Source organism: Achromobacter sp. LC458 (genome assembly GCF_001005835.2).
Lineage (GTDB): Bacteria > Pseudomonadota > Gammaproteobacteria > Burkholderiales > Burkholderiaceae_B > Achromobacter > Achromobacter spanius_B.
This window is the reverse complement of sequence record NZ_LBHW02000005.1, coordinates 168,050-192,915: the sequence shown is the minus strand read 5'-3', so window position 1 is coordinate 192,915 and position 24,866 is coordinate 168,050. Positions and strand designations below refer to the sequence as shown.

At 64.7% G+C, this 24,866-nt stretch carries 23 protein-coding genes and 3 pseudogenes; 13 read left to right on the top strand and 13 right to left on the bottom strand.

Annotation, left to right across the window (positions count from 1 at the left end):
- Positions 1-22: 22 nt before the first annotated feature.
- Together YH64_RS06655 and YH64_RS06650 are read right to left on the bottom strand one after the other, a co-directional pair.
- Entirely contained in the window at positions 23-1,003 is a 981-nt protein-coding gene (locus YH64_RS06655) for a copper resistance protein B (protein WP_013391821.1), read from the bottom strand.
- 25 nt (positions 1,004-1,028) lie between these two features.
- The gene (locus YH64_RS06650; RefSeq protein WP_058179842.1) at positions 1,029-2,924 is read right to left on the bottom strand and encodes a copper resistance system multicopper oxidase; all 1,896 of its coding nucleotides are present in this window, start codon (positions 2,922-2,924) and stop codon (positions 1,029-1,031) included.
- A gap of 253 nt (positions 2,925-3,177) precedes the next feature.
- On the opposite strand from YH64_RS06650, the gene YH64_RS06645 reads away from it, so the two are divergent.
- From YH64_RS06645 to YH64_RS06595, 10 genes are all read left to right on the top strand, one after another.
- The gene (locus YH64_RS06645; protein WP_003097513.1) at positions 3,178-3,870 is read left to right on the top strand and encodes a heavy metal response regulator transcription factor; all 693 of its coding nucleotides are present in this window, start codon (positions 3,178-3,180) and stop codon (positions 3,868-3,870) included.
- Positions 3,842-5,278: a heavy metal sensor histidine kinase gene (locus YH64_RS06640; RefSeq protein ID WP_046803440.1), complete on the top strand. Its 1,437-nt coding sequence runs from the start codon at positions 3,842-3,844 to the stop codon at positions 5,276-5,278. The genes YH64_RS06645 and YH64_RS06640 overlap by 29 nt, the downstream gene beginning before the upstream one ends.
- A 947-nt stretch (positions 5,279-6,225) precedes the next feature.
- Positions 6,226-6,555 carry a helix-turn-helix transcriptional regulator gene (locus YH64_RS06630; protein WP_003116799.1) on the top strand — a complete coding sequence of 110 codons (330 nt, stop codon included), beginning with the start codon at positions 6,226-6,228 and terminating at the stop codon, positions 6,553-6,555.
- A 13-nt stretch (positions 6,556-6,568) separates the two neighbouring features.
- The gene (locus tag YH64_RS06625; RefSeq protein WP_003107243.1) at positions 6,569-7,039 is read left to right on the top strand and encodes an ArsI/CadI family heavy metal resistance metalloenzyme; all 471 of its coding nucleotides are present in this window, start codon (positions 6,569-6,571) and stop codon (positions 7,037-7,039) included.
- 12 nt (positions 7,040-7,051) lie between these two features.
- Positions 7,052-7,549: an arsenate reductase ArsC gene (locus YH64_RS06620; protein WP_003107241.1), complete on the top strand. Its 498-nt coding sequence runs from the start codon at positions 7,052-7,054 to the stop codon at positions 7,547-7,549.
- Between the two features lie 10 nt (positions 7,550-7,559).
- Positions 7,560-8,645: an ACR3 family arsenite efflux transporter gene (arsB, locus tag YH64_RS06615; protein ID WP_003109696.1), complete on the top strand. Its 1,086-nt coding sequence runs from the start codon at positions 7,560-7,562 to the stop codon at positions 8,643-8,645.
- 14 nt (positions 8,646-8,659) lie between these two features.
- The gene (arsC, locus tag YH64_RS06610; RefSeq protein WP_003107236.1) at positions 8,660-9,082 is read left to right on the top strand and encodes an arsenate reductase (glutaredoxin); all 423 of its coding nucleotides are present in this window, start codon (positions 8,660-8,662) and stop codon (positions 9,080-9,082) included.
- A gap of 98 nt (positions 9,083-9,180) precedes the next feature.
- Positions 9,181-9,483, top strand: a complete 303-nt coding sequence (locus YH64_RS06605; protein ID WP_003107234.1) for a PadR family transcriptional regulator — start codon at positions 9,181-9,183, stop codon at positions 9,481-9,483.
- Positions 9,480-10,709, top strand: coding sequence for a chromate efflux transporter (gene chrA / locus YH64_RS06600; protein ID WP_003107233.1), 1,230 nt, complete (start codon positions 9,480-9,482; stop codon positions 10,707-10,709). The genes YH64_RS06605 and chrA overlap by 4 nt, the downstream gene beginning before the upstream one ends.
- Before the next feature lie 5 nt (positions 10,710-10,714).
- Entirely contained in the window at positions 10,715-11,245 is a 531-nt protein-coding gene (locus tag YH64_RS06595; RefSeq protein ID WP_003107230.1) for a GNAT family N-acetyltransferase, read from the top strand.
- Positions 11,246-11,452: 207 nt separating this feature from the next.
- On the opposite strand, the pseudogene YH64_RS06590 reads toward YH64_RS06595, so the two are convergent.
- From YH64_RS06590 to mobH, 4 genes and pseudogenes are all read right to left on the bottom strand, one after another.
- Positions 11,453-12,917 (bottom strand): annotated as a pseudogene (locus YH64_RS06590) (chromosome partitioning protein ParB); the annotation flags it as partial.
- A 243-nt stretch (positions 12,918-13,160) separates the two neighbouring features.
- Positions 13,161-13,642, bottom strand: a pseudogene (locus YH64_RS06585) (efflux RND transporter permease subunit); the annotation flags it as partial.
- Between the two features lie 92 nt (positions 13,643-13,734).
- Positions 13,735-14,931: pseudogene (locus tag YH64_RS06580) on the bottom strand (efflux RND transporter periplasmic adaptor subunit).
- 293 nt (positions 14,932-15,224) lie between these two features.
- Complete coding sequence (gene mobH, locus YH64_RS06575) at positions 15,225-17,075, bottom strand: MobH family relaxase (RefSeq protein ID WP_023657325.1); 1,851 nt, start codon at positions 17,073-17,075, stop codon at positions 15,225-15,227.
- A 299-nt stretch (positions 17,076-17,374) separates the two neighbouring features.
- On the opposite strand from mobH, the gene YH64_RS06570 reads away from it, so the two are divergent.
- Genes YH64_RS06570 through YH64_RS06560 form a run of 3 tightly spaced genes read left to right on the top strand, consistent with a single transcriptional unit; the run spans position 17,375 to position 18,554 of the window.
- The gene (locus YH64_RS06570) at positions 17,375-17,692 is read left to right on the top strand and encodes a type II toxin-antitoxin system PrlF family antitoxin (RefSeq protein ID WP_023098543.1); all 318 of its coding nucleotides are present in this window, start codon (positions 17,375-17,377) and stop codon (positions 17,690-17,692) included.
- On the top strand, positions 17,692-18,150 hold the full coding sequence (locus tag YH64_RS06565; RefSeq protein WP_009518525.1) for a type II toxin-antitoxin system YhaV family toxin: 459 nt from the start codon (positions 17,692-17,694) through the stop codon (positions 18,148-18,150). Before YH64_RS06570 ends, YH64_RS06565 begins: the two co-directional genes overlap by 1 nt.
- 26 nt (positions 18,151-18,176) lie before the next feature.
- The gene (locus YH64_RS06560) at positions 18,177-18,554 is read left to right on the top strand and encodes a DUF3742 family protein (RefSeq protein ID WP_009518524.1); all 378 of its coding nucleotides are present in this window, start codon (positions 18,177-18,179) and stop codon (positions 18,552-18,554) included.
- A gap of 15 nt (positions 18,555-18,569) precedes the next feature.
- On the opposite strand, the gene YH64_RS06555 is transcribed toward YH64_RS06560, so the two are convergent.
- From YH64_RS06555 to YH64_RS06525, 7 genes are all read right to left on the bottom strand, one after another.
- Entirely contained in the window at positions 18,570-20,087 is a 1,518-nt protein-coding gene (locus YH64_RS06555) for a conjugal transfer protein TraG N-terminal domain-containing protein (protein WP_009518523.1), read from the bottom strand.
- Positions 20,088-20,101: 14 nt separating this feature from the next.
- Complete coding sequence (locus YH64_RS06550) at positions 20,102-20,461, bottom strand: hypothetical protein (protein WP_009518522.1); 360 nt, start codon at positions 20,459-20,461, stop codon at positions 20,102-20,104.
- Positions 20,458-21,852: an integrating conjugative element protein gene (locus YH64_RS06545; protein WP_009518521.1), complete on the bottom strand. Its 1,395-nt coding sequence runs from the start codon at positions 21,850-21,852 to the stop codon at positions 20,458-20,460. The genes YH64_RS06550 and YH64_RS06545 overlap by 4 nt, the downstream gene beginning before the upstream one ends.
- Before the next feature lie 9 nt (positions 21,853-21,861).
- Positions 21,862-22,812 carry a TIGR03756 family integrating conjugative element protein gene (locus YH64_RS06540; protein WP_033894873.1) on the bottom strand — a complete coding sequence of 317 codons (951 nt, stop codon included), beginning with the start codon at positions 22,810-22,812 and terminating at the stop codon, positions 21,862-21,864.
- On the bottom strand, positions 22,809-23,255 hold the full coding sequence (locus YH64_RS06535) for a TIGR03757 family integrating conjugative element protein (protein ID WP_003109772.1): 447 nt from the start codon (positions 23,253-23,255) through the stop codon (positions 22,809-22,811). Before YH64_RS06535 ends, YH64_RS06540 begins: the two co-directional genes overlap by 4 nt.
- Positions 23,256-23,419: 164 nt before the next feature.
- Positions 23,420-23,914, bottom strand: a complete 495-nt coding sequence (locus YH64_RS06530) for a JAB domain-containing protein (RefSeq protein WP_003090203.1) — start codon at positions 23,912-23,914, stop codon at positions 23,420-23,422.
- Positions 23,915-24,089: 175 nt separating this feature from the next.
- Positions 24,090-24,857: a thioredoxin domain-containing protein gene (locus YH64_RS06525; RefSeq protein ID WP_003090202.1), complete on the bottom strand. Its 768-nt coding sequence runs from the start codon at positions 24,855-24,857 to the stop codon at positions 24,090-24,092.
- Positions 24,858-24,866: the final 9 nt, after the last annotated feature.

The window sequence follows — 24,866 nt, the reverse complement described above, 5'->3', positions numbered from 1 at the left end:
AGATGATCAAACCCGCTAGGTTCTAGAACCAGAATCGCACGCCAGCCACCCAGCGCGTCTGCTGCGCGCGGCCGCCTTCGGCACGCACATAGTCCGCGGTGCGTCCGAAGCTGCCCGCCCGTTCCACGCCGATATAGGGGGCGAACTGGCGACTGAATTCATAGCGCAGGCGCAAGCCAGCAGACGCTTCGGCCAAGCCCTTGCCGATACCGCGTTCCGGGTCGTCCTTGCCATAGAACTGCAACTCGGCGCGAGGCTCCAGAATCAGTCGCTGGGTCAGCAGCAGCTCGTAGCTGCCTTCGACACGCAGCGCCGTACGTCCGCCACTTCCCACGTAGCCCGTCGCCTCCAGCTCGAACCAGTAGGGGGCGAGGCCCTGGATGCCGAAAGCCAACCATTGACGGCTCGGGCCTTCGCCGTTATCCACCCGAATGCCGAGCTGGGTGTCCCAGTACGGTGCGACGGCGTGCCCCCAGAGAAGCTCGGTACGCGATTCTTCGAGCTTTCCTTTGGCGATATCGCCTTCGGCCTTCACGACGGCCTTGTTGTAGGTCGTCCCATACCAAGCCTGGAGGTCGTAGGCCGTGGAATCGTCCCCTTTGCGCGTGAAGCGGCGTTCCAGGGTTTCGCCGCGCAACGAGAAGAACCTGTGTTCGTCGGCCAGCATCAGCCGCGGCACACCGGGTACGGCGTAGTCGCCCGATCCCAATGTCAGGCCATTGGAGTAGCCATGCGGATCGCGGGCGTCAGGAGGCGCCGACCCGCCCTGCATCTGCATGTTGCCGTGATCCATGGCCGGGGCCGCGGTCGAGCCGCTCGCCGACGCCGCGTGACCCGCGTGCGGGTCGGCGGCAGGAGCCACGGTCTGAGTGGATGGCGCGGCCGTTTGAGAGTCGGCCTGGCCGTGCGCAGCATGGTCGTTCTGTGCTTGTGCCTGTGCGGCGACGCTTACCAGGGCCAGTAGCGTCGTGGCCAGTGCGCGAGTGGGGAGTGCTTTGGACATTCTTGGTCTTCCTTGTGCGCTGGGTTCAAGACACCACGACTTCGCGGAACATGCCGGCATCCATGTGGAACATCAGGTGGCAGTGCCACGCCCAGCGGCCGAGCGCGTCGGCTGTCACCAGGAAGCTGATGCGTTGTGCCGGCTGCACCGGCAGGGTGTGGCGGCGCGCAAGGAAGCGACCGTCGGGGCTTTCCAGCTCGCTCCACATGCCGTGCAGGTGCATGGGATGGGTCATCATGGTGTCGTTGTGCAGAATGACCCGCAGCCGCTCGCCGTGTTTGAAGTGCACCGGCGTGGACTTTCCGAACTCCAGCCCGTCCAGGGACCATGCGTAGCGTTCCATGTTGCCCGTGAGGTGCAATTCGACCTCCCGGCCAGGGCCTCTCTTGTCCAGCGGCCCCGACGGGGTATGCAGATCCGCGAGGGTCAACACGCGCCGACCGTTGTTGCGCAGTCCAATGCCGGGGTCATCGAGGTTGGTGCGCGCCATGTCAACGCGCATGTCCGTGCTGGCACCATACTCGGTGCGAGCGTGGCGGGCAGTAGTGCTGGGCACGGCCAGTCCCCCCGCAGCCGCGGCGTGTTGGCTGTGATCCATCGCCATGCCACCGTGGTTCATGCCAGCCATCGCCCCATGATCCATCCCGGACATCGAACCCGAGCCCATCCCGGTCATCCCGGTCATCCCGGTCATGCCCGTCATGCCCGTCATCCCGGTCATCTCCATGGCCTGGCCGGACCCGCCATGGTCCATGCCCCCCATCATGCCGCCCATCATGTCGTTCATGGTCAGCCATTCGACCGGATCGAGGGCAGGCACGGGAGCTTGAAGACCTTCACGCACGGCCAGCGTGGCACGCGCGTAGCCTGTCCGGTCCATCGCCTGGGCGAAGATCGTGTAAGCGTCATCCCGTGGCTGGACGATCACATCGACGGTTTCGCCCGGACCGAATCGGAACTCATCGACCGTCACCGGCTCCACGTCAACACCATCGACGTGCACCACCGTGAGTTTCAGTCCGGGAATGCGTACGTCGTAGAAGGTGTTGCCCGCACCGTTGACCATGCGCAGCCGCACGCGCTCCCCCGGTCGGAACAACGCCGTCCAATTGCCGGCGGGGGTGACGCCGTTGGCCAGATAGGTCAGCGTGGCGGCGGACAGATCGGCGAGATCCGTCGGATTCATCCGCATCTCGTTCCACATCTTGCGCTTGTCGATCGCAGCGGCCATGCCGTCGCGCGAGGCGTCCCGGAAGAAGTCGAAGACGGTAGGTTGGTTGTAGTTGTAGTAGTCGCTTTGGGACTTGAGCTTGGTGAACACCCGCATCGGGTCTTCGTCGGTCCAATCCGAGAACAGCAGCACGTGGTCACGGTCGGCGCGGATGGTCTCGGCGCCAGCGGGGTCGATGATGATCGCCCCGTACATGCCCGTGAGTTCCTGGAAGCCGGAGTGCGAGTGGTACCAGTAGGAGCCGCTTTGCTGAACCTTGAAGCGGTACGTGAAGGTCTCGCCGGGAGCGATGCCTTTGAAGCTAATGCCCGGCACGCCATCCATCTGATACGGCAGGATGATCCCGTGCCAGTGGATGGATGTGGCTTCACGCAGCTTGTTGGTCACACGGATTGTGACGGTGTCACCCTCGCGCCAACGCAATGTCGGTGCCGGCAGCGAGCCGTTGATGGTCGTAGCCACGCCTGGCTTGCCCGTGAAGTTCACGGGCGATTCGGCGATCACCAAGTCGAACTCGGTGCCTTTTAGCACAGGGGCGGCACCGCGCGTCGCGGAGCCTTGCTGGGCAAATGCCTTGAACGCCGGCGTGGACAGCCCAGCGAGAACGCCGCCGGCGGCTAACCCTTGGACGAAACGCCGACGAGAAAGGCCCTGTGGGGGCACGATAAAAAAGGGTGAACGAGGCGGCATGGCCTGAAATCCTCCATAGATGACTCGGAAGTCGTTCTAAACGCCACCCCATCCTGAGCGGCACAGTTCGACGCAATGCAGGTCATGCTATGGGTTGGGCACTTTCCACCGAATGACCCTTGAATTACATTCATGTAATGTTCGTGTCATGTTCGTGGAAGCTGGCAACCAGTAAATTGCTGATTGAAGTGGATGAATGCGTACATCGTGAGCGGCTATTTTTCTGCGCCGCAGCGATTTCATGGGACATGCGATGAAACTGCTGGTCGTTGAAGACGAGAACAAGACGGCGGATTACGTCCGCCAAGGTCTCATGGAGGCGGGATTCGTAGTGGATCTGGCGCGCAACGGATTGGACGGACACCACCTGGCCATGGGCGAGACATACGATCTGGTGGTCTTGGATGTCATGCTGCCGGATGTCGATGGCTGGCGCATCGTGCGTGCCCTTCGAGATGCCGGTAAACAGGTCCCTGTACTCTTTCTGACGGCGCGTGGCGGTGTGGACGACCGTGTCAAGGGATTGGAACTGGGAGCGGACGACTACCTCGTCAAGCCATTCGCCTTCTCTGAGTTGCTGGCGCGGGTGCGGACGCTGCTGCGACGCGGAAGCGCTCCGAGCCAGCCTGATCGCATCCAGGTTGCCGATTTGGTACTGGACTTGGCGCGCCGACGTGCAACGCGCGCTGGCCAACGCATCAATCTCACCAGCAAGGAGTTCGCGTTGCTTGAGCTCCTGGCCCGTCGCCAGGGGGAAGTCCTTCCACGTTCTCTGATCGCGTCGCAGGTATGGGACATGAATTTCGACAGCGACAGCAACGTCATCGATGTAGCCATCCGCCGCCTACGCGCGAAGATAGACGATGCGTTCAATCCGAAGCTCATCCACACCGTGCGTGGAATGGGATACACGCTCGATGCGCCCGATGATGCCCCTGCGCCATAAGCCGCGGCAAAGCCGTCCAGCGTCGCTTGCATTGAGGGTCACGGCCCTGGTTGGTATCGCCACGACCTTGGTGTTTCTTGTGTTCAACTGGGTCATTCTCCGGTCGTTGGAGCACCACTTTGCTCAACAGGATGCCCACGAACTGGAGGCAGTGACAGCCGCTTTGGCTCAGCCCTTGCACCAGCTTGCAAGTGACATCGCAAGCGACGAACTGAAGCAACACTTGGCCAACGCAGTCGCAGGACATCATGGGATGACGTACGGCGTCTACGATGGGTCTGGCAATAGCATCTATGCCACGCCCGGTCCTGACCTGTCGAAACTTGCCAGCAGCAAAAAGTTGGTCAACCGCATCACCGCCGACGATTTGACGGTGTGGCAAGAGAATCAGAGGTCTTATCGAGGTGTGGCGCTACAACTGCCTGCCGACGATTCGGCGGCACCTGGCTACCGCATCGTCGCTGCCATGGACATCGGCTTTCATCTCGACTTCCTGGCGGAGTTCAAGCGCATGCTTTGGTGGGCAACCGGCTTGGTCATGTGTCTGGCGCTCGGTGTGGCTTGGCTGGCGGTGCAGTGGGGCCATCTGCCGATTCGCAAGGTCAATGAAGAGATTCGGGCGATTCGCTCTTCAAAGCTGGATGTGAGGTTGGATCCTCGGGATGTGCCGATCGAACTGGCGGAACTGGTATTTGCCTTCAACGATATGTTGGCGAGAATCGAGGAAGGCTTCACCCGGCTATCACACTTTTCCGCAGACATAGCGCACGAGTTGCGCACGCCCGTCACCAACCTGGTCACGCAGACTCACGTAGCGCTTGGCCAGCCGCGCAGCAACGAGGAATACAGAGAAATCCTCTATTCAAATTTGGAAGAGTTTGATCGGATGGGACGCATGATTGGAGACATGCTGTTTCTTGCCCAAACGGAAAATGATCCCCGCAACTTGCGCTTGTCTACAATTGATCTGTCCGAATTGGTGCGGAGTCTGTTCGACTATTTCGAGGCGCTGGCAGAAGATAGCGGCATTACGCTTGGCGTTAAAGGGGCGATCGGCAGCATAGCGGCGGATCGGGAAATGCTCACCCGGGCGCTGAACAATCTTCTCTCGAATGCAATTCGACACACGCCTCGCGGCAAGAGCATCACGGTCTTGCTTTCGCAGGACGAGCAGTGGACAACGATCAGTGTGGTCAATCCCGGTGAGAGAATTCCTGAGCGCGATCTACCAAAGCTCTTCAACCGCTTCTACCGAGTTGATCCGGCACGGCAACGAAATACGGCGGGCGCCGGTCTTGGCCTTGCCATCGTGAAATCGATTGCGGAGGCACATGGTGGCTCCGTTGCCGTGACCTCCAGTGAGCTTGTCACCAGGTTTGACTTGGTATTGCCCCATCTGCGGCAGTAGTCCGAGGGCGCTGCGGTCCGTCCAGCCAACTGGCGTATCTCTTTGCCTGATTCTGGGATCTACCCGGCCGGCCACGTTGCTACGCGAGCGGGACATTTTTTCTCCGTGACTGCCACGTGCCCAGTCCTAGCGGCAGGCGCCGACATCATGCGCTTGTGTATCCCATCGCTACGTCCACACCGCGCGCGGGGGCCTTTGCTCGGTCGTGATCCGGTCACCGATCGTCGATAGCCTCAGCGGTCAGTGCCGAACGTCTGCCTGCTCGGCGCCTCGATCGCGCGCAGACCTGGCTGTGTGCGCTGAGCCCCTGAGGTGAGTTGGAAGTTGGTCTGCTGGTTCGTTGCGCGGGTATATGTACCCGTAGCTGGGTACAGAGAGTCTTATTGATCAAGATCAAGGTACTGCTATCAGGCGCCGGCTGCATATGAACGCAGCCAACCGCCAAAACTACCTATGCAGGTGTCCACTAAAACTTGACCACTGCACCCCGCCCGAAGGCTTCTCCGACTCGCCCGCTGACGCGGGCCAGGTCAACCCCACAACGACAGGCGAGAACGCCCCGCCATGCCTTGCAGCGCCGGTCTTGAGGCGTGGCGTGGAAGCTCCATAGCGATGCCGGGCGGGTTGTCCCTGAACCGCGTTGAGGACGGCACGCACCTGCACAACCTGCCGCAGCAAGCGCCAGCGTGTTCGCCAGCGTCCCGTCCATCGCGGCGGGGCGCTGGCCGGGCCGATCCGGCGCAGCCGGTTCGGCGGCATCGAGGGGCGCCAAGCATCGCGCGGCGGGGATAGCCCGCAGGGCTTTCCCCTGGAGGCAAGCGAAGCGCGCAGCGCCGCAGGCGCGAAGGCGTGAGCAACTGTCTTGAAAGTCAAGCCTCGCAAGCGCGCAGGCTCCATTCAATTGAAGCGTTTTGCCAATGATTCAATAAATGTTGTATTATCGAATCATGAACGAGACCCAAGCCATTTCCGCCCTCGGCGCCCTGGCCCATACCCAGCGGCTGCGCGTGTTCCGCGCCCTGGTGGTCGCCGGCCCCGAAGGGCTGACACCCAGCGTCCTCGCCGACCAGCTCGACGTGGCCCGCAACTCCCTGTCCTTCCACCTGAAAGAACTGGCCCATGCCGGCCTGGTCACCATCGAGCAGCAGGGCCGCAACCTGATCTACCGCGCCGACTTCACCCAGATGAATGGGCTGCTCGGCTATCTGACCGAGCACTGCTGCCAGGGCGGCGCGTGCGAGGTCACCGAATCCTCCTCTGCCTGTACTTCCTGCTGAAAGGATCACCCCCATGAAGCGCTTTCACGTCCACCTGCACGTCGATGACCTGAACCGCAGCATCGGCTTCTATTCCCAACTGTTCGCCGCGCAGCCCGCGCGCGTCGAAGGCGACTACGCCAAATGGATGCTCGAAGACCCGCCGGTCAACTTCGCCATCTCCACACGTGGCAACAAGCCGGGCATCGACCACCTGGGTATCCAGACCGACGATGCCGAGGAATTGGCGGTGCTGAAGGCCCGCGCCGAGGCGGCCGACATGACGCTGCTGGACGAGGGCACCACGACCTGCTGCTACGCGCGCAGCGAGAAGCACTGGATCACCGATCCGCAGGGCGTGGCCTGGGAGCACTTCCACACGCTGGGCAACATTCCGGTCTTTAACGAAGCGGCGCCTGCAGCGACTTCCGCCGCAGCGTGCTGTACCCCGGTGCGCGGCAAGCCGGTGGGCGTTGCGGTGAAGCCGGCTTCCTCCTGCTGCTGATGTGAGATACCCATGACCACCGACAAGACCTACAACGCCCTGTTCATCTGCACGGGTAACTCGGCCCGCTCCATCCTGGCCGAAGGCATCCTCAATGAATTGGGCCAGGGGCGCTTTCGCGCCTACTCGGCGGGCAGCCACCCCAAGGGCGAAGTCCACCCACTGGCGCTCGCCACGCTGGAGCGGCTGCACATGCCGACCGCCGGCTACCGCAGCAAGAACTGGGACGAGTTCGCGGCGCCCGGTGCGCCGGAGCTGGATTTCATCTTCACGGTCTGCGACAACGCCGCCGGCGAGGTCTGCCCCGTGTGGCCGGGGCGCCCGATGTCGGCGCATTGGGGTGTGCCTGATCCTGCAGCCGTTGAAGGCACCGACGAGCAGAAGCGCAAGGCGTTCACGGATGCGGCGCTGACGCTGCGCCGACGCATCGAATTGTTCCTGTCGCTGCCGATTCAGCGCCTGGATGCCATGTCGCTGCAGCACGAGCTGCGCAGCATTGGTACGAAGTGAGGTTGGCGCGATGAGTGTTGGAACCCAAACGGCCGGCCGCGTGCCGGCCGCCCCCACCATGAGCGTCTTCGAGCGCTACCTGAGCGTGTGGGTGCTGCTGTGCATCGTCGCCGGTATCGCGCTCGGCCAGTTCGCGCCGGGCGTGTTCCAGGCCATCGGCCGCACGGAAGTGGCTCAGGTCAACCTGCCCGTGGGCCTGCTGATCTGGGTGATGATCATTCCCATGCTGCTCAAGGTGGACTTCGGCGCTCTCGGCCAGGTCAAGCAGCACTGGCGCGGCATCGGCGTGACGCTGTTCATCAACTGGGCCGTCAAACCATTCTCGATGGCGTTGCTGGCGTGGATCTTCATCCGCCAGGTCTTCGCGCAGTGGCTCCCCGCCGACCAGCTCGACAGCTATGTCGCGGGCCTGATCTTGCTGGCCGCCGCACCTTGCACAGCCATGGTGTTCGTCTGGAGCCGGCTGACCGGGGGCGATCCTGTGTTCACGCTGTCGCAGGTCGCGCTGAACGACACCATCATGGTGTTCGCCTTCGCGCCCATCGTCGGCCTGCTGCTGGGCCTATCGTCCATCACGGTGCCGTGGGCCACGCTGCTGGTATCGGTCGGCCTGTACATCGTGATTCCCGTCATCCTGGCCCAGTTCTGGCGCCGCGCCCTGCTGAGCAAGGGCCAAGCCGCCTTCGACCGGGCGCTGGAGCGCATCGGGCCGCTGTCCATCGCGGCGCTGCTGCTCACGCTGGTGCTGCTGTTCGCCTTCCAGGGCGAGGCCATCATCCGCCAGCCACTGGTCATCGCCATGCTGGCCGTTCCGATCCTGATCCAGGTGTTCTTCAACTCCGGCCTGGCCTACTGGCTCAACCGCAAGGCGGGCGAGCAGCACAGCATCGCTTGTCCTTCGGCGCTGATCGGCGCCAGCAACTTCTTCGAGCTTGCCGTAGCCGCCGCCATCAGCCTGTTCGGCTTCCAGTCCGGCGCCGCGCTGGCCACCGTGGTCGGCGTGCTGATCGAGGTGCCAGTCATGCTACTGGTCGTTCGGATCGTCAACCAAAGCAAGGGCTGGTATGAGTGCGGCCCGAACCCTGCCCGCGGATAACCAAGACACGACTCATGAGCAACATCACCATTTACCACAACCCCACCTGCGGCACGTCGCGCAACGTGCTGGCTCTGATCCGCAACAGCGGCGAAGAGCCGAACGTTATCGAATACCTGAAGACACCGCCTGACCGCGAAACGCTGCAACGCCTGATCACGGACATGGGCGCGCCAATGCGCGCCGTGCTGCGTGAGAAGGGTACGCCCTATGCGGAATTGGGCCTCGATGACCCGAAGTGGGGTGACGAGCAGTTGATTGGCTTCATGCTCCAGCACCCCATCCTCATCAACCGGCCCATCGTGGTGACCCCGCTGGGCACGCGCCTGTGCCGGCCCTCAGAGGCCGTGCTGGACATCCTGCCGCAGCCGCAGCGCGGCGCGTTCCGCAAGGAAGACGGCGAAGCCGTGGTGGATGCGGAGGGTCGCAGGGTCTGAGACCTCCCGCACAAGCGGCAGGCAATCTGAAGTGAGGCTGGTATTATCGAATTTCGTTATCGATATTCGATATGAAAGAGAAACCTACTCCACGTGCCATGGAGCACCACGACCTGCTGTCGGGGCTGATCCGCCTGCATGTGCTGCACCACGCAGCCGAGCAGGAGATCTACGGGCAATGGATGATCGACGAGCTGGCCCACCACGGCTACCGCCTCTCCCCCGGAACGCTGTACCCGATGCTGCACAAGATGGAGCGCGACGGCTACCTCGTCTCCCGCCAGGAGCGTGAAGGGCGCACCGTGCGCAAGCTCTACACGATCACGCCCAAGGGCAAGGAAGGCTTGGCGCTGGCCAAGGACCGCATCCGGGAGTTCACCGGGGAGGCGATGCACAAATGACAGATTCCACCAACACCTTGCAGCATGAGGCCGCTGCCGCGCGCGGCTCACCCGTCGAAGTCTTCGGCGCCTTCCTCAAGCTGGGGCTGACCTCCTTCGGCGGGCCGATCGCGCATCTGGGCTATTTCCGCTCGGAGTTCGTCGAGCGTCGCCGCTGGCTGGATGACCGCAGCTACTCCGATCTGGTCGCCCTGTGCCAGTTCCTGCCGGGGCCGGCCAGCAGCCAGGTCGGTATGGCGCTGGGGTTGGGCCGCGCGGGCTGGCTGGGGCTGCTGGCGGCCTGGGCCGGATTCACCTTGCCATCGGCGATTGCGCTGATCCTGTTCGCCTTTGGCATCGCCGAGTACCAGGGGCTGGCCCAGTCCGGCTGGGTGCACGGGCTCAAGGTCGTCGCCGTGGCCATCGTGGCGCAAGCGGTCTGGGGGATGGCCAAGTCGTTGTGCCCGGACCGGCCGCGCGCCGCGCTGGCCATTCTGGCGGCGCTGCTGACCATGGTCCTGCCCTCGGCCGCGGGACAGCTTGCCGCCATCGCGGTGGCAGGGCTGCTGGGCTGGTGGACATTGAAGATCGCGCAACCCGGCGGCGGCCACGCCCACAGCTACCCCGTCTCGCGCAAGCTGGGCATCGTGGCGCTGCTGCTGTTTGCCGCACCGCTCGTCGGGCTGCCCCTGTGGGCGGCAGCCACGGACTCGTCCACGATAGCCCTGCTGGAAGGGGTGTACCGCTCCGGTGCACTGGTCTTCGGCGGTGGACACGTTGTGCTGCCGCTGCTGCAGGCCTCGGTGGTGCCCAGCGGCGTCGTGAGCAATGCCGACTTCCTGGCCGGCTACGGTGCGGCGCAGGCCGTGCCGGGGCCGCTGTTCACTTTCTCGGCCTACCTCGGCGCGGTCGCCCACGGACCGCTGCATGGCTGGATCGGCGGGCTGGCACTCCTGGGCACGATCTTCCTCCCCGCTTTTTTCATGCTGGTCGGTGCACTGCCGTTCTGGGAAGGGCTGCGCCACCGCGCGGGCATCCAGACGGCCATGGCCGGCATCAACGCCGGCGTGGTCGGTATTCTGGTGTCCGCCCTCTATGACCCGGTATGGACGAGTGCCATCCACAGCAAGGCGGATTTTGGGCTGGCGCTGCTCTCGTTCGGACTGCTGACGGTGGGGCGCGTGCCGCCGGCGCTCGTGGTGCTGTTAGCCGGGCTGGTGGGCTGGGTCATGGCGATGGGCGTCTGAATCTCATGTGGCACACCCTGACCATCCAGCTCCGACACGAAACCGCCGACGACATTGCCGCCATCGAAGCGGTCACGACCGCCGCCTTCGCTGATGCACCACACACCAGCCACACCGAGCAATTCATCGTGCGCGCCTTGCGTGCCGCCAACGAACTGACGCTTTCCATCGTGGCCGAAGAACATGGGCGCGTCGTCGGTCACGTCGCGCTGTCGCCAGTAACGATCACCCATGAGCACAGGCGAAAGACCGAGGGCTGGTATGGGTTGGGGCCGATCTCCGTCCTGCCGCCAAGGCAGGGGCGAGGCATCGGTTCGCGCCTGATGGAACAGGCGCTGTCTGAACTGCGGGCTATGCAGGCCGCAGGCTGCGTGCTGCTGGGAGATCCAACGTACTACACGCGCTTTGGCTTCCAGGCCCATGCGGGCTTGCAACTGCCGGGCGTGCCGCCCGGCTATTTCATGGCGCTGGCCCTGCATGGGACAGTGCCGGAAGGCATCGCGCACTACAGCGATGCCTTCAACGCCGCCGCCTGAGCCAGCGCGAAGGCGGCGGCGTTTTAATTCGGCTATTGGCCTTGAACACCGGGCGCGGCCACTGTCGCACCCGGATTTCGCGTCCACCGCGCCCAGGGCGGAACGGCCTGGGCGCGGTGCTGATCGCGGTTATTCCTTCGTCTCGATGCGCCACCACACAAAGCGAAGCGCCCCGGTCGAGGCCGGGGCGCTTGCCTTCGGCGCGAGTCAAGCGGCCAGTGCCTCGGCGGGTTCATCCGCCATTGCCTCGGTATCCTCCGGGGCGTCCTGCTCCGGGCCTTCTTCCTGCGCGGCCTCCTGCGGGCCTTCGGCCTTGAAGATGGCGGGCATCCAGCCGGTGCCATCGGCCAGCCGCTCGGCCTCGCTGGCAATGTCGGCCTTCTTGAGCTTCGCCAGCCGGGTGACGAATTCCGGTGCAAACGCGCCCACGGCATCCAGAATCACGGCCTTGGAAACGTGCTTGAAGTAGCCTTCTGCGGTCGGCTTCCACCATGCGGCCATGTCGAGGCCCACGGCCTGCGCCAGTTCTGCGCCGGGCTGGTGCGGCGTGGCACGGGGCGTCACCACGTCCACCGTGGAAGCCACGCACACGGCCAGCAGCCGCACCAGTTCGTCTTGCGACTTCGCCAGCAGCGCGGCGAACAGTTCGGCGCTGTCCTCCGGCAAGGCTTCCCCGGCTACCTGTTGCAGTTCGCGCAGCGCCACAGCGGCGGGCGACTCCGGCCAGTCCGGGGCCATGCCTTCCAGCCGGTCTTGCACTTTCAGGCTCACGCCCAGCGGCAGGTCGTGGCCGTGGTAGCTGTCCTGCAAAACCTTCTGCACCATGCCATGCACCAGCGCGGCCAGCGCGACGTGCGGATGCCGGGCCACTTCGATTTGCAGCGCCGCCGTGCGGTGGGCGCTCAACCGCTGCGCCAGCTGGTCGGACAGGCTCGCGGCCTTGGGCGGGTCGTCGGCGTCCTCGTGCTCCTCGTTGGCGGCTTCGCCTTCGGTGCTGCCGAAGCCGCGCCGCAGCTTTTCCAGCGTGCGCAGCGCCTTGGCCTCGGCTTCGCGCAGCAGGCCGCGATGAATAACAGCCTCGCCGTTGCGGTCGATGGTGACGATGGCACCGGCCACCTCGCGCACTTCGGGGGCGTAGCCTTGCAAGGCATTCTCCGCGTCTTGCAGTTCTCCGACCACCTGATCGCGCCGCTGTTCCAGCTTCTCGGCCTTGGCCTCGTCCTCGGCGTCGCAGGCTTCTTCCAGTTCGGCGTCGATCTTTTCGAGGCGGTTTCCAGGGAGGCGATGCGGCGGGCCTCGCGGCTGGTCGGCTCGCGGCGGTGGTGCGGGGCGTTCTGGAACGCCTGCCGTTCCTCGTAGGCCAGATGCGGCACGGCCTCCACCCATGCCCAGCCCTCGGCGCGCACGTCCTAGGCCAGCGTTGCAGCTTGTCGCGCACGAGCGTTTCCAGCACTGCGGTATCGGTGAGGTAGGTTCCGGCATCGTCTTCCGCGAACAGGTCACGCCGGATGCCGCCGCCTGCCTGCCGGTAGGTGTCCAGCCCGACGAAGCGCACCAGTGCGTGCGTGGCGTCGATTTCGCGCTCGGTCAGGCGCTCGCGCAGCTTGGACGGGCTGCGCTGCCATTCCGGCGCACCATAGAACGTGGCTTCCTGCGCGGCGTGGTCGTCGGCGAAGGGACACAGCAAGACCGCCCCCTCACGCCACCCACGCACGCCGGTTTTCGGCAAGCGGAGCGCGCAGGCACGGATCAGCGAGCCGGGCCGGAGGCGCCAGCGATGGAAGCCCGACAGGGGCGAGACTCGCGCAGCGAGGCTCAATGCGCAGCACGACAGCGCGACGGCGGCACGCCGGGACGCCCGACTGCTTGGGACAGGACTACTCGTTGTCGGTCTTGCGCGGCTCGATGTGCAACTGTCCTTGACGTGCAGCCGGGCGTAGTTGCGAAGGTACAGCGTGTCGTACTGCTTATCGGGCGATGTCAGGTGCACCACCATCAGGAAGGCGGGGGACTGCTTTTGGACGGTGATGCCCTGGCGCACCACATCGCGGGCAGCCGGGCCTGAGCCTGGGCGACGCGGTTTTGTACCCGCACCGTCGCGTCATCGGCGTTGATGCCAGAACGGAAGGTGACCGTGGTCACCAGCACGCCGTCGGAGCCGGCGACAGACTTGATGTACATCATGCCTTCGACGCCGTTGATCTGCTCCTCCAGGGGTGTCGCCACGGTCTCGGCAATCACCTTGGGGTTGGCGCCCGGATACACGGCGCGCACCACGACCTTGGGATATTCGCTGATCGGCAGCGCCGGGATCGCGAGCAGGCCCGAGACGAAGATGACGATCGACAGCACAGCCGCGAAGATCGGCCTGTCCATGAAGAACTTGGAGAGGTCCATGGGCTAATACCTTGAAAGGAGTCCAGGGGGAAGCGCGCCGCGCCGCTCGTTGTGTGATACGTCCGATCGGTGGCGCGCTCCGGCGTGGTGCTTCATTTGGTGGCGGACGCGGGCGCCGCAGCAGCCACCATGGGCACCGCCGTGGCCTGCACAGGCATGCCCGGCAAGAACACCTTCTGCGCGCCGTTGACGATCACGCGGTCGCCCGCCGCCAGCCCCCCTCGCACGATGCGCAGCCAATGGGAACTGCCACCCAGTTTCACATCACGTCGCTGCGCCAGTCCATCCTTGTCTACGATGTAGACGTAGTTACGGTCGTGGTCGGTCAGCACCGCCTTGTCGTCGATCAACACGGCCGAGAATTCGCCGCTGCCGACCAGTCGCACGCGGGTATAGAGGCCCGGCGTGAAAACGCGATCCTTGTTGTCCAGCACCGCGCGCACGGCGATCGTGCCGCTGCCCCGGTCCACCTGGTTGTCGAGGAAGTCCACCGTGCCGGTGTGAGAGAAGTCCGCCTTGTCCGCCAGGGCGATCTGGACCGGCAGCTGGCCGCCTCGCTCGCTGGGGCGCTCTCCCTTGCGCGCCATGCGCGAGTAGCGCAGGAACGCCTTCTCATCGGCCTCAAAGTAGGTATAGACCCTGTCCTGGAACACGATGGTGGTTAGCACACTGGCTGCATCGCTGGCGGCCACCAGGTTGCCTGCGGTAAAGCGGGCACGGCTGGCGCGCCCGTTGATGGGCGAGCGCACTTGGGTCCTCTCCAGGTTCAACTGCGCCGTCTCCACCGCAGCCTGCGCGGCCTGCACCTCAGCCTGCGCGGACTCGTCAGCGGCGCGGCGCTGCTCCCAGGCCTCGGTGGAGACAGCCTGCTGCTCGACCAGCACCTTGGCACGTTGCGCCTCGCTTCTGCTGCGGCCGGCTTCGCTGCGCGCCCGGGTCAATTGCGCCTGGGCCCGGGCCAGTTCCGCGCGGTAGCTTCGGGCATCGATCATGAAGAGCACATCGCCCTTCTTGACCTCGTCTCCTTCGCGATAGGCGACCCGCTCGACGTAGCCAGACACCCGTGGGCGCAGCTCGACGCTCTCGATGGCTTCGATGCGTCCGTTGTATTCGTCCCATTACGTGATGGGCTTGATCTCGACCTGCGCGACGCTGACTTGCGGCGGCGGTGGATGGCCTCCGGCGCCAGCTCCGGCGTTCTCTTTACAACCTGCGAGCGCCATCGCGCTGAGGGAGATCAGTATCCAAAGCAGGCGCACGCCGCGAGGATCGGAGCTGGAAGTCGTCATCTGAGCAGGTTCCGTGGTCAGGTCGTAAAGCGAATAAAGCGAGCGCGATCGCGCTGCACGCTGTCCCCTGACGCTGCTTTCTTGGCAGCGCAAGACCATGAACGACAGATGCGGCAGAGATCGAATCCCGTTGGTTGTCGGCTTCTCGTCTCGTCGCAGAACGCGCGCGCAAACCGACCTCGGCGGCATTACAAAGCCTCAAAACTTGAGGTCAAGCGATATCGACGTTCTGATTCGCGCCGTTGCGGATTGGTCCGCCGCGTCGCATTTTTGGACGGCTCTTGAGCCGCCGGTTACGCGAGAAGTGACAAGTAAGGATTGTTCGGTGGTGGCTCTGCGAACAGGAGCCGAACATCGTGCAATAGATAGCCATACAGGCGGCGGGACTTCCTGGGGCCTGTGACATCGCACGTCCAGATGTTCAGGCCCCTGGGCTTTTTGCGATGCAGTTGCAGGCGCTCGAAGCGCTTTTGTACCCATTGCCAATCCTGCTGGTTCTCCTGCTTGGCCAGAGTCCCGACCTGGGGGTGTTCTTGTGCGTAGCGTTGGAATACCCCGGGGCTGACCAGGTAGGCCGTGTCGCCCACCGTATGCACGAGCGCCTTCGCGTCGTTGATGACCAGCCGGCGGGTAGCGATACCCTGTTTCAGCCACGCCATGAAGTGCTCGCCCGATGGCTGCGCCGGCGAGGACGTGGGCACCGGCGCTGATGACGGCACGGGCGCCATCGAGGTTGACGGTGGCGTTTGAAAGCCAGCGGCGGGTGCGTCGCCCGAGACGGCTTCCGCGTCCTGTTGGGGAACAAGCAAATCGCCGATTCCTACCATCGCCAGCAGGTCCTCCATGACATCGGGTGCGGCGTGTGCGGCAGGCGGGTGAACCGGAGTTGCGGCGTCGACGCCCTCCCATGGAAGAGACTTTTGATCGTCGGTGGCTGGCTTTGCCGTCATTGCCGGCGAGGGCACCAAGGCATCGGCATTGTTGTCTGCCGGTGTCCCGTCGATTGCCACTGCCCCTGCGAAGGGCGCTGGCCGCTCTCCAGACTCCCAAATCAGCGCGGGAGCGAGACGCAGCAGGGTAAATGAGTGGGACCAGCCGGTCGCACTGGTCACGGTCGCGCGCCAGACCGCCTTCCCGTCCGACGTCGGCTGCAATATGCCGTGGTCCTGAAGCACGTTGAACACCGCAGTGTTGTTCGTAGGGATGCCATCGATGCCCTCTGACAGCAGGTGCGCACGTAGCTTGTCCGAAACCGTCTTGCTCACCAGCCACAAGGCGTCCTCGGTGAGCCAGCCATCGGAGGCTTCGGGCTGGTTCAGCTTCAACTCTTCCTTGAGCAGGTAGCGCAACCCGTCCAGCAGCTTGCGTTGCAGCGCGTGCTTGGGGGCGGCCATAGCGCGCGCGGGATCGCCTCCCAACTCTTGGGCCACGGAAGCGCGGTCGGCCTGTACGACAAGTTCGCCCAGCACGCCGGCGTGCTCGTACTGGCCGGCCAGGACGTAGAGCAGCGGTCCCCACAGGTCGGGATAGCCACTGAGCCAGTCCAGGGCATCACGGTCGAGGAGTTGGCGGTAGAGCAAACCTGTCGCAGCGCTGTGGAGCCGATATTCTCGATCGTCGCGGTAGCGGAAGCGGTATGGCTGGTGCAGCGGGCCGTGCCAGGGGTGCCACAGCGAGCCGTCGGACAGTTCGACGTGCAGATCGACGGCGATCTTGCCGATGTCGTGCAGCAGCGCGGCATAAGCGACTGCGGCAGTCCAGGCTTCAGACTGCGCCGCCTGGTCTTCGGGACTGGCGCCAATGGGCAGCAGATGGGACTGCCGCAGCTTGAGCGCATAGGCGACGATCTCCAACCCGTGATCCAGCATGCCGCCGGGGTAAGCGTGGTGATGCGCCTCGGAAGCCGGGAAAGCCTGGACCAGCTCGGCGTAGCGTTCCAGTGGCGCCCGGTACAAGGTGGCGAACTGCTTACGTGAGAGCGACGTGCGCTGCCAGATGTGCTCCAGCAGTTTCTGCCGGCGCGGGGTGGCCAGCAGCGATGCGGCCGACTCGGGCCGCATCAACCCTTTCGGGAGGTCGGATGCGGGAGGTGGCGTCGGAGCGGTAGCGACCGCGGGCCGTTTTCGCTGGAACAGAGAGAGCATGCGGATGTCCTGTCGCGGGCCGAGCGGGGTGCCTTTTTGCCTTTTCGAGGTAGGGCCATTCCCCTTGCAACCCATTCCCTCGCCATTTCGACCCTTTACAGCCTTTGGGTATAGGGCGACGGGTGCTGACCGTCCACCGCCAATGCGGGTTGCGGAAGGGCCGTATTGATACAGGAAGGCTGGCTGTTCACGCCCTACGATGGGCCGATTCTTGGACTCGGGAGAACGCTGTGAGGCCTCAGATTGACAAAGTAAGGAAATTTCCTTACCATGCAGGTATCGCAATCAGGAGAGTCGCCATGCCTGCCATCCACGAAGTCGCCACGCTGACCTCTAAAGGCCAGATCACGCTGCCCAAGCCCATCCGGCAGGCGCTCGGCGTCGATGCCGGCGGCAAGCTCGCGTTCGATCTGCGGGGCAGCGAAGTCGTCGTCACCCGTGTTGATGCCGAGCACGAGGACCCCGCCATTGGCGCGTTTCTGAGCCTGCTGGCCCGCGACATCGAAGCTGGCCGGAACGTCCGGGGCCTGCCCGAGGATCTGGCGCGCGCCATGCTGGAGCATGCTGGCCACGGTGTGAACCTGGACGAGGAGATCGACGGGAAAGTGGAACTCTGATGCAACGGCATGGCTGGACGCTGCTCTTCCACGACTGCGTGATCGAGCAGTTGCAGAAACTGCATGCGGCCGCGAGGCGCGCGCAGGAGAATGACCCGGCGGGCTTCGAGTCCAATGCCAACGTCAAGCTCTTCCGGGCCCTGAGCCAGTTGATGTTGGATGTGGTGCCAGGCGATCCGGCACGCGACGAGTACCGCCAGGGCAACACCTTGGGACCTGCCCACCGCCACTGGCGAAGGGCCAAGATCGGACGGCGGTTCCGGCTGTTCTTCCGGTACGACTCGAAGGCGAAGGTCATTGTGTACGCCTGGGTCAACGATGAACAGACCCTGCGGTCTTCGGGTAGCAAATCGGACCCGTATGTCGTGTTCGAGAAGATGCTCGGACGCGGGAACCCACCAGACGACTGGCACGCGCTGATACAGGCAAGCAAGCAGGATTGGAGCAAACTGGAATAGGCATCCCTCAGTAGCAGGAGACGACCATGAACACCACGACACGCATCAGCACCGCAGAACGCCTCGGCCGCACCTTGGGTCGCGGATGGCGTGCCTACGTGCGCGGCGAACGCCGGGCATCGAGTTGGTTGGTGTCCAAGGGGATGCCGGCGGCCGGTGCCACCGCGTTCGTGTGGGTGGTCAAGCTGGTTGCGCTCGGGGTGCTGCTGTACACCACCTTCTGGCTGGCGGTGTTGCTACTGCTGGGCGTTGCGGCGGCATGGTTGGCTGGCAATTCGGCTAGGGATGATGACCGCTGGGCGCAACAGGATGAACTGCGCAATGGCGAGGCGGGCTTTGGCCTGTATTCTTCCAATGGCCAGCGGCTCGACCCTCACGACCCGAACGATCCGTTCGATGACTGAGGTTTGGACTGTCCGTCACAGAACCTTGCCGGCTACCTTGTTTACACCTGACCCGGCGCTATCACGCGCTTCCTTGGAGCCGACAGCAAGGTTCTGAGCAATCACCCCAGCCTTAACTCCGACCCACCCCAAGGCAGCGACCCAAAACGTCGGCAGGACCAGAAACATCGTGCCCGTGACGAACATTAGGAGCATGTCACCGAAGGCGTTGTTCAGTCCTACCAACGGGTCGAAATTGGTGTGCGGCCGGTTCCAGCCGAACCCCCAGCCATAGAGCGCGTCGAGGATGGTGCTGTCAATCCAGCGTGCAAGCTGAAACCAGAAGTCCGTGAAGAACAGCGCGAACTGCACGACGCTGACCGTGACCACCGTCTTCAGGTCATAGGTGCCCACGACCAGCACGAGCGGGATGCAGATAACCAGTGCCATCTTGAGCAATGCAAGCACCATGGGCAGGGCCTGCCTCGCGACGTCCATGGCTGGAAACGCGGCAATCGCGCCGACTGCCATCCCAACATCGCCCGTGGCCCGCGTCACAATGTTCGGCAGGGTCTTGTCGATCTGGCCGCCGTAGTCGGTATAGACGCTGCCCTGGTTCAATTTCTGCTGCCGCGGTGACGCGATCGTGCGGATTACCGAGTCGTCCACCTCGGCTCGGCTCAGGAACCCGGCCCAGCCCGCCAGGCGATTGAGCAGGCTCGGGTCCACCTGTCCCAGCAAGCGTGCCCGCAGGCCATTACCGCCATCGGCCCACCATTGCCTGCAGGTCGGGTAGCCACCGCCACTGGATACCTGAGCCAGCCCGGCGTCGCGGTTGCTGTCATAGGGCCAGTCATCGCGCGGCGTGCTGGAACGGTACGTGTCGTAGTAGCCGTTCGTGTCGGTGAAGAACCGCGATCCGATCCAGGTCACGTCGTGCATCTGCTGCTCATCGAGCTGAGGGCGCTGCATGAACAATTTGGCCCGTGCAGGCCCATAGCAATCCCGCGAGAAATCCGCTACTTCCTGAGCCAGCACCGGGTCATCGATGCGCGTGGCGTCGATCTCCATGCGCATCTGCCGCAGGTCCGTGCCACACGGGATCGCCGCCACCGAGGCGCTCGTGACGGCGCGCGAGAGTGCATGCATGAACGCCCACCAGACGGGCACCTTCGCCGACTGGTTGTTGATGGTGCTGAAGGACTGCGACCAGCCGGTATCCGTGGGCTGCGGCACGCTGACCTGGCACTGGGCCGAGCGCGAGCTGTCGTACTGGATGGTGTTCAGGTCCACGTCGATGAACGGAATGCCGGCGAACATCACCACCACGATGGCGACGAAGACCCGGTTCTCGATGCGGGCGGCGCTCAGCACGCCTTTATTGCCCTCGTCGGCACCTTCCGCACGGGCCTTCAACCACTCCTGCACGATGATGGCGACGAAAGGCAGCGCGAATACCCCGCTGGATACCAGCACCGCCCAGATGCCGTTGTTGACGATCCAGGACACCAGCGTCAGGTAGTACTCCAGGTAGTCGGTCGTGAAAAGCGTCATCGCGCCATCTCCCCTCAACCGGCCTGCATCAGCAGGCTGGCTTCCAGCGCCACGATGGCGACGACGCCCGCGACCTCGGTGCGCACCAGGCGGCGCCGCGCCTGGGCGTCGTCCTCACGTACCAGCAGCCGGCGCCGCATCCAGACCCAGCCATAGGCCGTCGCCCCGTACAGGCACAACCGCCACACGAAGAAGTAGCCCGATGCGGCCGCGAGCCACCGCTCCCAGCCGGCCACGCTCCCGACCAGGTAGATGCCGGCGACGTTGGCCCCCACCGCAGCGGCGACGATCACCACCGCCCACAGCAGTGCTTTCGCCGCGCGCCGGCTGAACAGCCAGCGCAAGGGGCGCCAGGTCATGCGCATTGCGCTCATGGCCGGACTCCCGGATTGCCCTTCTGCAACTGGTCGAGGCGGTCGGGCACCGGATCGCCCTCGTAGATGCCGCGCGAGCCGGCCGCGCGCGTACCATGGCGCTGGATGATCGCCATCGGCGAGTTGTTCGCCAGCTCGCGGCGCAGCTCCAGCTCCGTTTTCAGGTTGCGGATCTCCCGGTCGAGCGTGTCGCTCTCGTGGTTCACAGCCTCGACCGCCAACTCGTTGGCCGCCACGTTGGGCTCCTTCTTTCCCGTGAGCAGCGTGCGCTGGAGCAACAAGGCCTTCTCCAGCACCGACGACAGCGCCACCTCGGACGCAAGGCGCCGCGCCAGCAGGTCCTGGTCCGGCTCGTCGCGCAGCGCCTCGATGACGCCGCGCGTGATCGGCAGCGACGTGCTGCCGGCCTCGCGCAAGTTCTCGAAGGTGGTGTTGCGCACGCCGGAAACCAGTTCCTGCAAGACTTCCAGTTTGGCTTCGTACTCCTCCTGGATCAGCGGCGTCAGCCCCACGCCGGGCACCGTCTCGGTCTTGGTGCAGGAATCGCACGTGCGCTGCACCTGTTCCCCGAGGACCCGGGTGGCCCATTCGGTCGCCTGCTGCGGCGACGTCCAGGTCTGGCAGGACAGGCTCGCGCAACTGGCGGGCGCGATGGAGGATGTGTCCGTCACGCCGCGCCCGTTGACCAGGTTGTAGCCCGCGCGGGTGACGTCGCCGACCACCCGAATGGCGGACTGGCCTGCGCCACCGGCATTGCTGCCGCCCACCCAGGGAACGCCGTCGTTGCCGCGGCGCGTCTCAGCCTGCTCGACGGCCGAAACGGCATCGTTGCTGCCAACCGCGTCACGCAGGGCCATGCCTTCGGCCATCTGGCTCCAGCCAAGCTGGCCGCCCGCCGTCTCGGCCATCTTCTCGGCCATCGCGCGGCACGTCAGCTTGGAGCGGTCGAAGTCCAGCCGCGCCTGCAGCACGCCGTTGGTCAGCAGGTTGTACAGGCCGGGATCGGCGCGCTGAATGATCAGCGCCGGCAGGGACGCCACCGCGCTGGTGGCGCTCTGGATCACGTTGCTCATGATCTGCTGGAAGCCGTTCGTGATGCCGTTGAGCTGGTTGCGCAGCGTGGTCTGGATGCTCATGTCGCCGCAGATCAGGTTGCTGTTCCACCCCAAGCCGACCCCGATGGAGCGCATGCCAGCCGCGCGGCCCATGGACACCGCGCTGCCGCCTCCGATCGAGTACATGACGTCATCGCCAATGACGGGGCCGCTGTTCTGGTATCCGACCTGCGCCCACGCCAGGCCGCAGACCAGAGCGAGCGTGCCGGCCAGCGCCGTCGGGCGCAGCAAGTAGCACGCCTTGGCGGAAAGGTTCATCGGTTCAGGACGCTTCATCGTGGCACCTCAGAGGAAATCGACGCTGCCCAGGAACACCTGCCCGCGGCGTTCGCAGCAGGCATACGGCCGCCACAGCGCCCAGGCGTAGTCGCCTTGCTGGGCCTGGGTCAGCGTGCCGCTGTGGGGGAAGACCACGCAGGTGTTCGACAGACGAGGGGTCAGCTCCTGCCACTTCCCGGTGGAGGTATCGCCTTCGACCAGCGCCCCGGCCGGCCAGTAGCCGTCACGGGCGTTGGCGAGCAGTGGCTGGTACACGTGCAACTGCCCGCGGCGCGTGACGACATCGCCCGCGCGCTGGGCCACCACCGCCCCGGATTTGTGGTCGTCGGTCTGGTGCAGGAAGCCACCGCGTGGATAGACATTGCCCCAGAGGTTCATCGTGGTGCGCGCACCGACCTCACGCATGCCCGGAATCAACGCCTCCGGGTAGGCCATCTCGGGCACGTTGTAGCGCCAGGCCAGCGTGTCCAGGGTGCTGAGCAGATACGGCATGAAGGCCGTGCCCGCGCCTTGGCAGAAGTAGCCGGAGGACGAGGCGAACTGGTTGAACACCTCGCCGCCGGGATGGCCGATAACATCGCTGTTCTTGAATTTGGCGAGGTTGTTTTCGTGGTCTTCGTTCGTGGTCCCATCCCCACCTGCCTGTGCGGATGGGTTGGGCGTGCTCATCGCCTGCACCTCGACCCAGGGGTTCTCTCCGGTGTTGCTGTAGCTGGAGACGACCGCATCGGGCACGTAGTGCCGGACCTTGGTGGATGTGCGCACCGTGCAGCCCGTCCAGGTGCAGTAGAGCCAGTAGCAGATGCCCACCACCCGGTACTCCAGGCAGTCCGGCGACATGACGGAGGACACGATGGTGGCGGTGTTCAAGGCGTAGCTGCCCGTGGCGCTGATCAGCAGCAGCGAGGCCACGGCGACGCGCAGGCGGCGCAGCAGGTCGAATGGGCGATGGGTCACGGCTGCGTCCTCCGGTGTTGCTCGATGCGCGCGACGGCCCGGGCCACGTCCGGCTCGCCATAGACCACAAAGCGTTGATCCACCACGACGGCCGGGATGGTCGTGACACCCAAACTCCATGCGTCGGTGACGCCCTGGTAGGCGGTGCCGATGCGGCGCTGAAGATCGGTGCCGCCTTGCTTCAGGCGTTGCCGGACGATGGCTGCTGCCCGCTCAGGGTCGGCTGGAAGATTCGCGGAAAGCTCGGCCTCGATCCGGGGCGTTTCGCCCAACTCGATCAGTCGCTCGCCGCCCATGGTCTTGACCGGGTGGCGGCTGTCGGTGACGACCACCACGTCGGCGGCGAAGGTGGCCGGGCTGAACACCGCCAGAGACGTCGGCAGCGCCACGGCCAGGCCAAGGGTTCGCCAGCCTGGTGCGAACCGGGTAAAAGCTGCTGGCATGTCATGTGCCCCGGAAGTTGATCAGGGCCATAGTCAAACGCCGAACCCCAGGCGGCCCCAACAAACAATGCGCATCGCGGCCACCCCGCATACCTGCTTGCGTCGCCGCAAAGAAAAAAGCGGAGGCCGAAGCCTCCGCGCTGATCAACGAAGCAGTGCAACCCTTACAGCAGGCCGGACTCCGCAAAGGAGAACGGGGCACCCTGGCCGACGATGATGTGGTCCAGTACCCGCACATCGATGAGCGCCAGCGCGGCCTGCAGTTGCTGGGTCAGCATGCGATCCGCGCTCGACGGCTCGGAAATGCCCGAGGGGTGCTGGTGCGCGAAGACCACCGCGGCGGCCTTCAACTCCAGCACACGCTGCACGACGACACGCGGATAGACCGAAGTCGAGTTGATCGTGCCCCTGAACAACGGCTCGTAGGCCAGCACCTGGTGCATGCTGTCCAGGAACACCGCGGCGAATATCTCATTGGGCTCGGCGACCAGCTTCACGCGCAGGTAGTCGCGCACGGCCGTGGGGTCGAGGAGTTTCGCACCCGCTTTGAAAACCCGCTTCTCCAGCAGTGCAATGGCTTGCTGGATGATCCAGTCCTCGTGTTGGGCAGCGATGGCGGAAAGCGACTCCAGGCAGGAGTCATTGACGACGAAAGACATGGCGAACCTCCAGACGGTGAGATCGGAGGGCGCGCGCCCTGGGAGGGCAAGCCCTCCTGGGGAACGAACAAGGTGCATCCATCACCGCGGCAGCGGTGATCGTTCGCGGCCAGGATGCGAGGCGAACGGGTTTCGGTCAGCGCAGTGGACTGCGCCGTAGCCTTGAAGACCGGGGCTACCTGGGCATGTCGCCGACGACGTCGGCAGGCATTTCCGATGTAGTAGGTGTGGCGGCGGGATCGCCGGCCGCGAGCATGTCCATGGCCGACAGCAAGGCATCGCCCTCGATCGGACCCTGCAGTAGGATCGCCTTGCCGGTTTCGCGATCGTGCAGCCGCAGCGACGGCGTGGCGGTCACGCCGCTGCTCGTGGCTTCCGCCGTCTGGGTGCGGATCGGCGCCTCGGGCCGTTCGCTCGCCAGACACTGCTCGATGGCTGGCGTAAGGTCGGGGTACCGCAGGTCCTCGGGCAAGCCCTGGCCGTCGCTGCGCGTGTGGGCATAGACCCACTCGACAGCCTGCCAGAAGGCGGCATGGCCGCCAGATTCGCCGGCGCACTCCGCCAGGCTCGCTTCGGCAGACGCGGCCGGCTCATGCGCGGCCAACGGGAGGTGGTGCCATTGCAAGGCCACGTCCGCGTTGCCGGCCACCCAACGCTTGAGCACTGGGAAATAGGATCGGCAGAACGGGCATTCGAGGTCCGCGTAGAGCGTCAGCGTGAAACGCCCTTCCGGATTTCCCATCTGCCACGGAGGCCCGGCCACCTGCGTCACGCTGACCGGCGTTGAAGTCTGGGGAGTGGACTTGCCAGAATAGCGGGACACGAGCCAGATCAGCAGCAGCGCTACCAGCACGGCGGCCAACACCCAGGGCCAGCTGAGCCTCCAGCGCCGACGGCGGAACGCCTGTACCTGCATCGGAATGGATGGGCGTTTCTGTTCCATGGCGTTCTC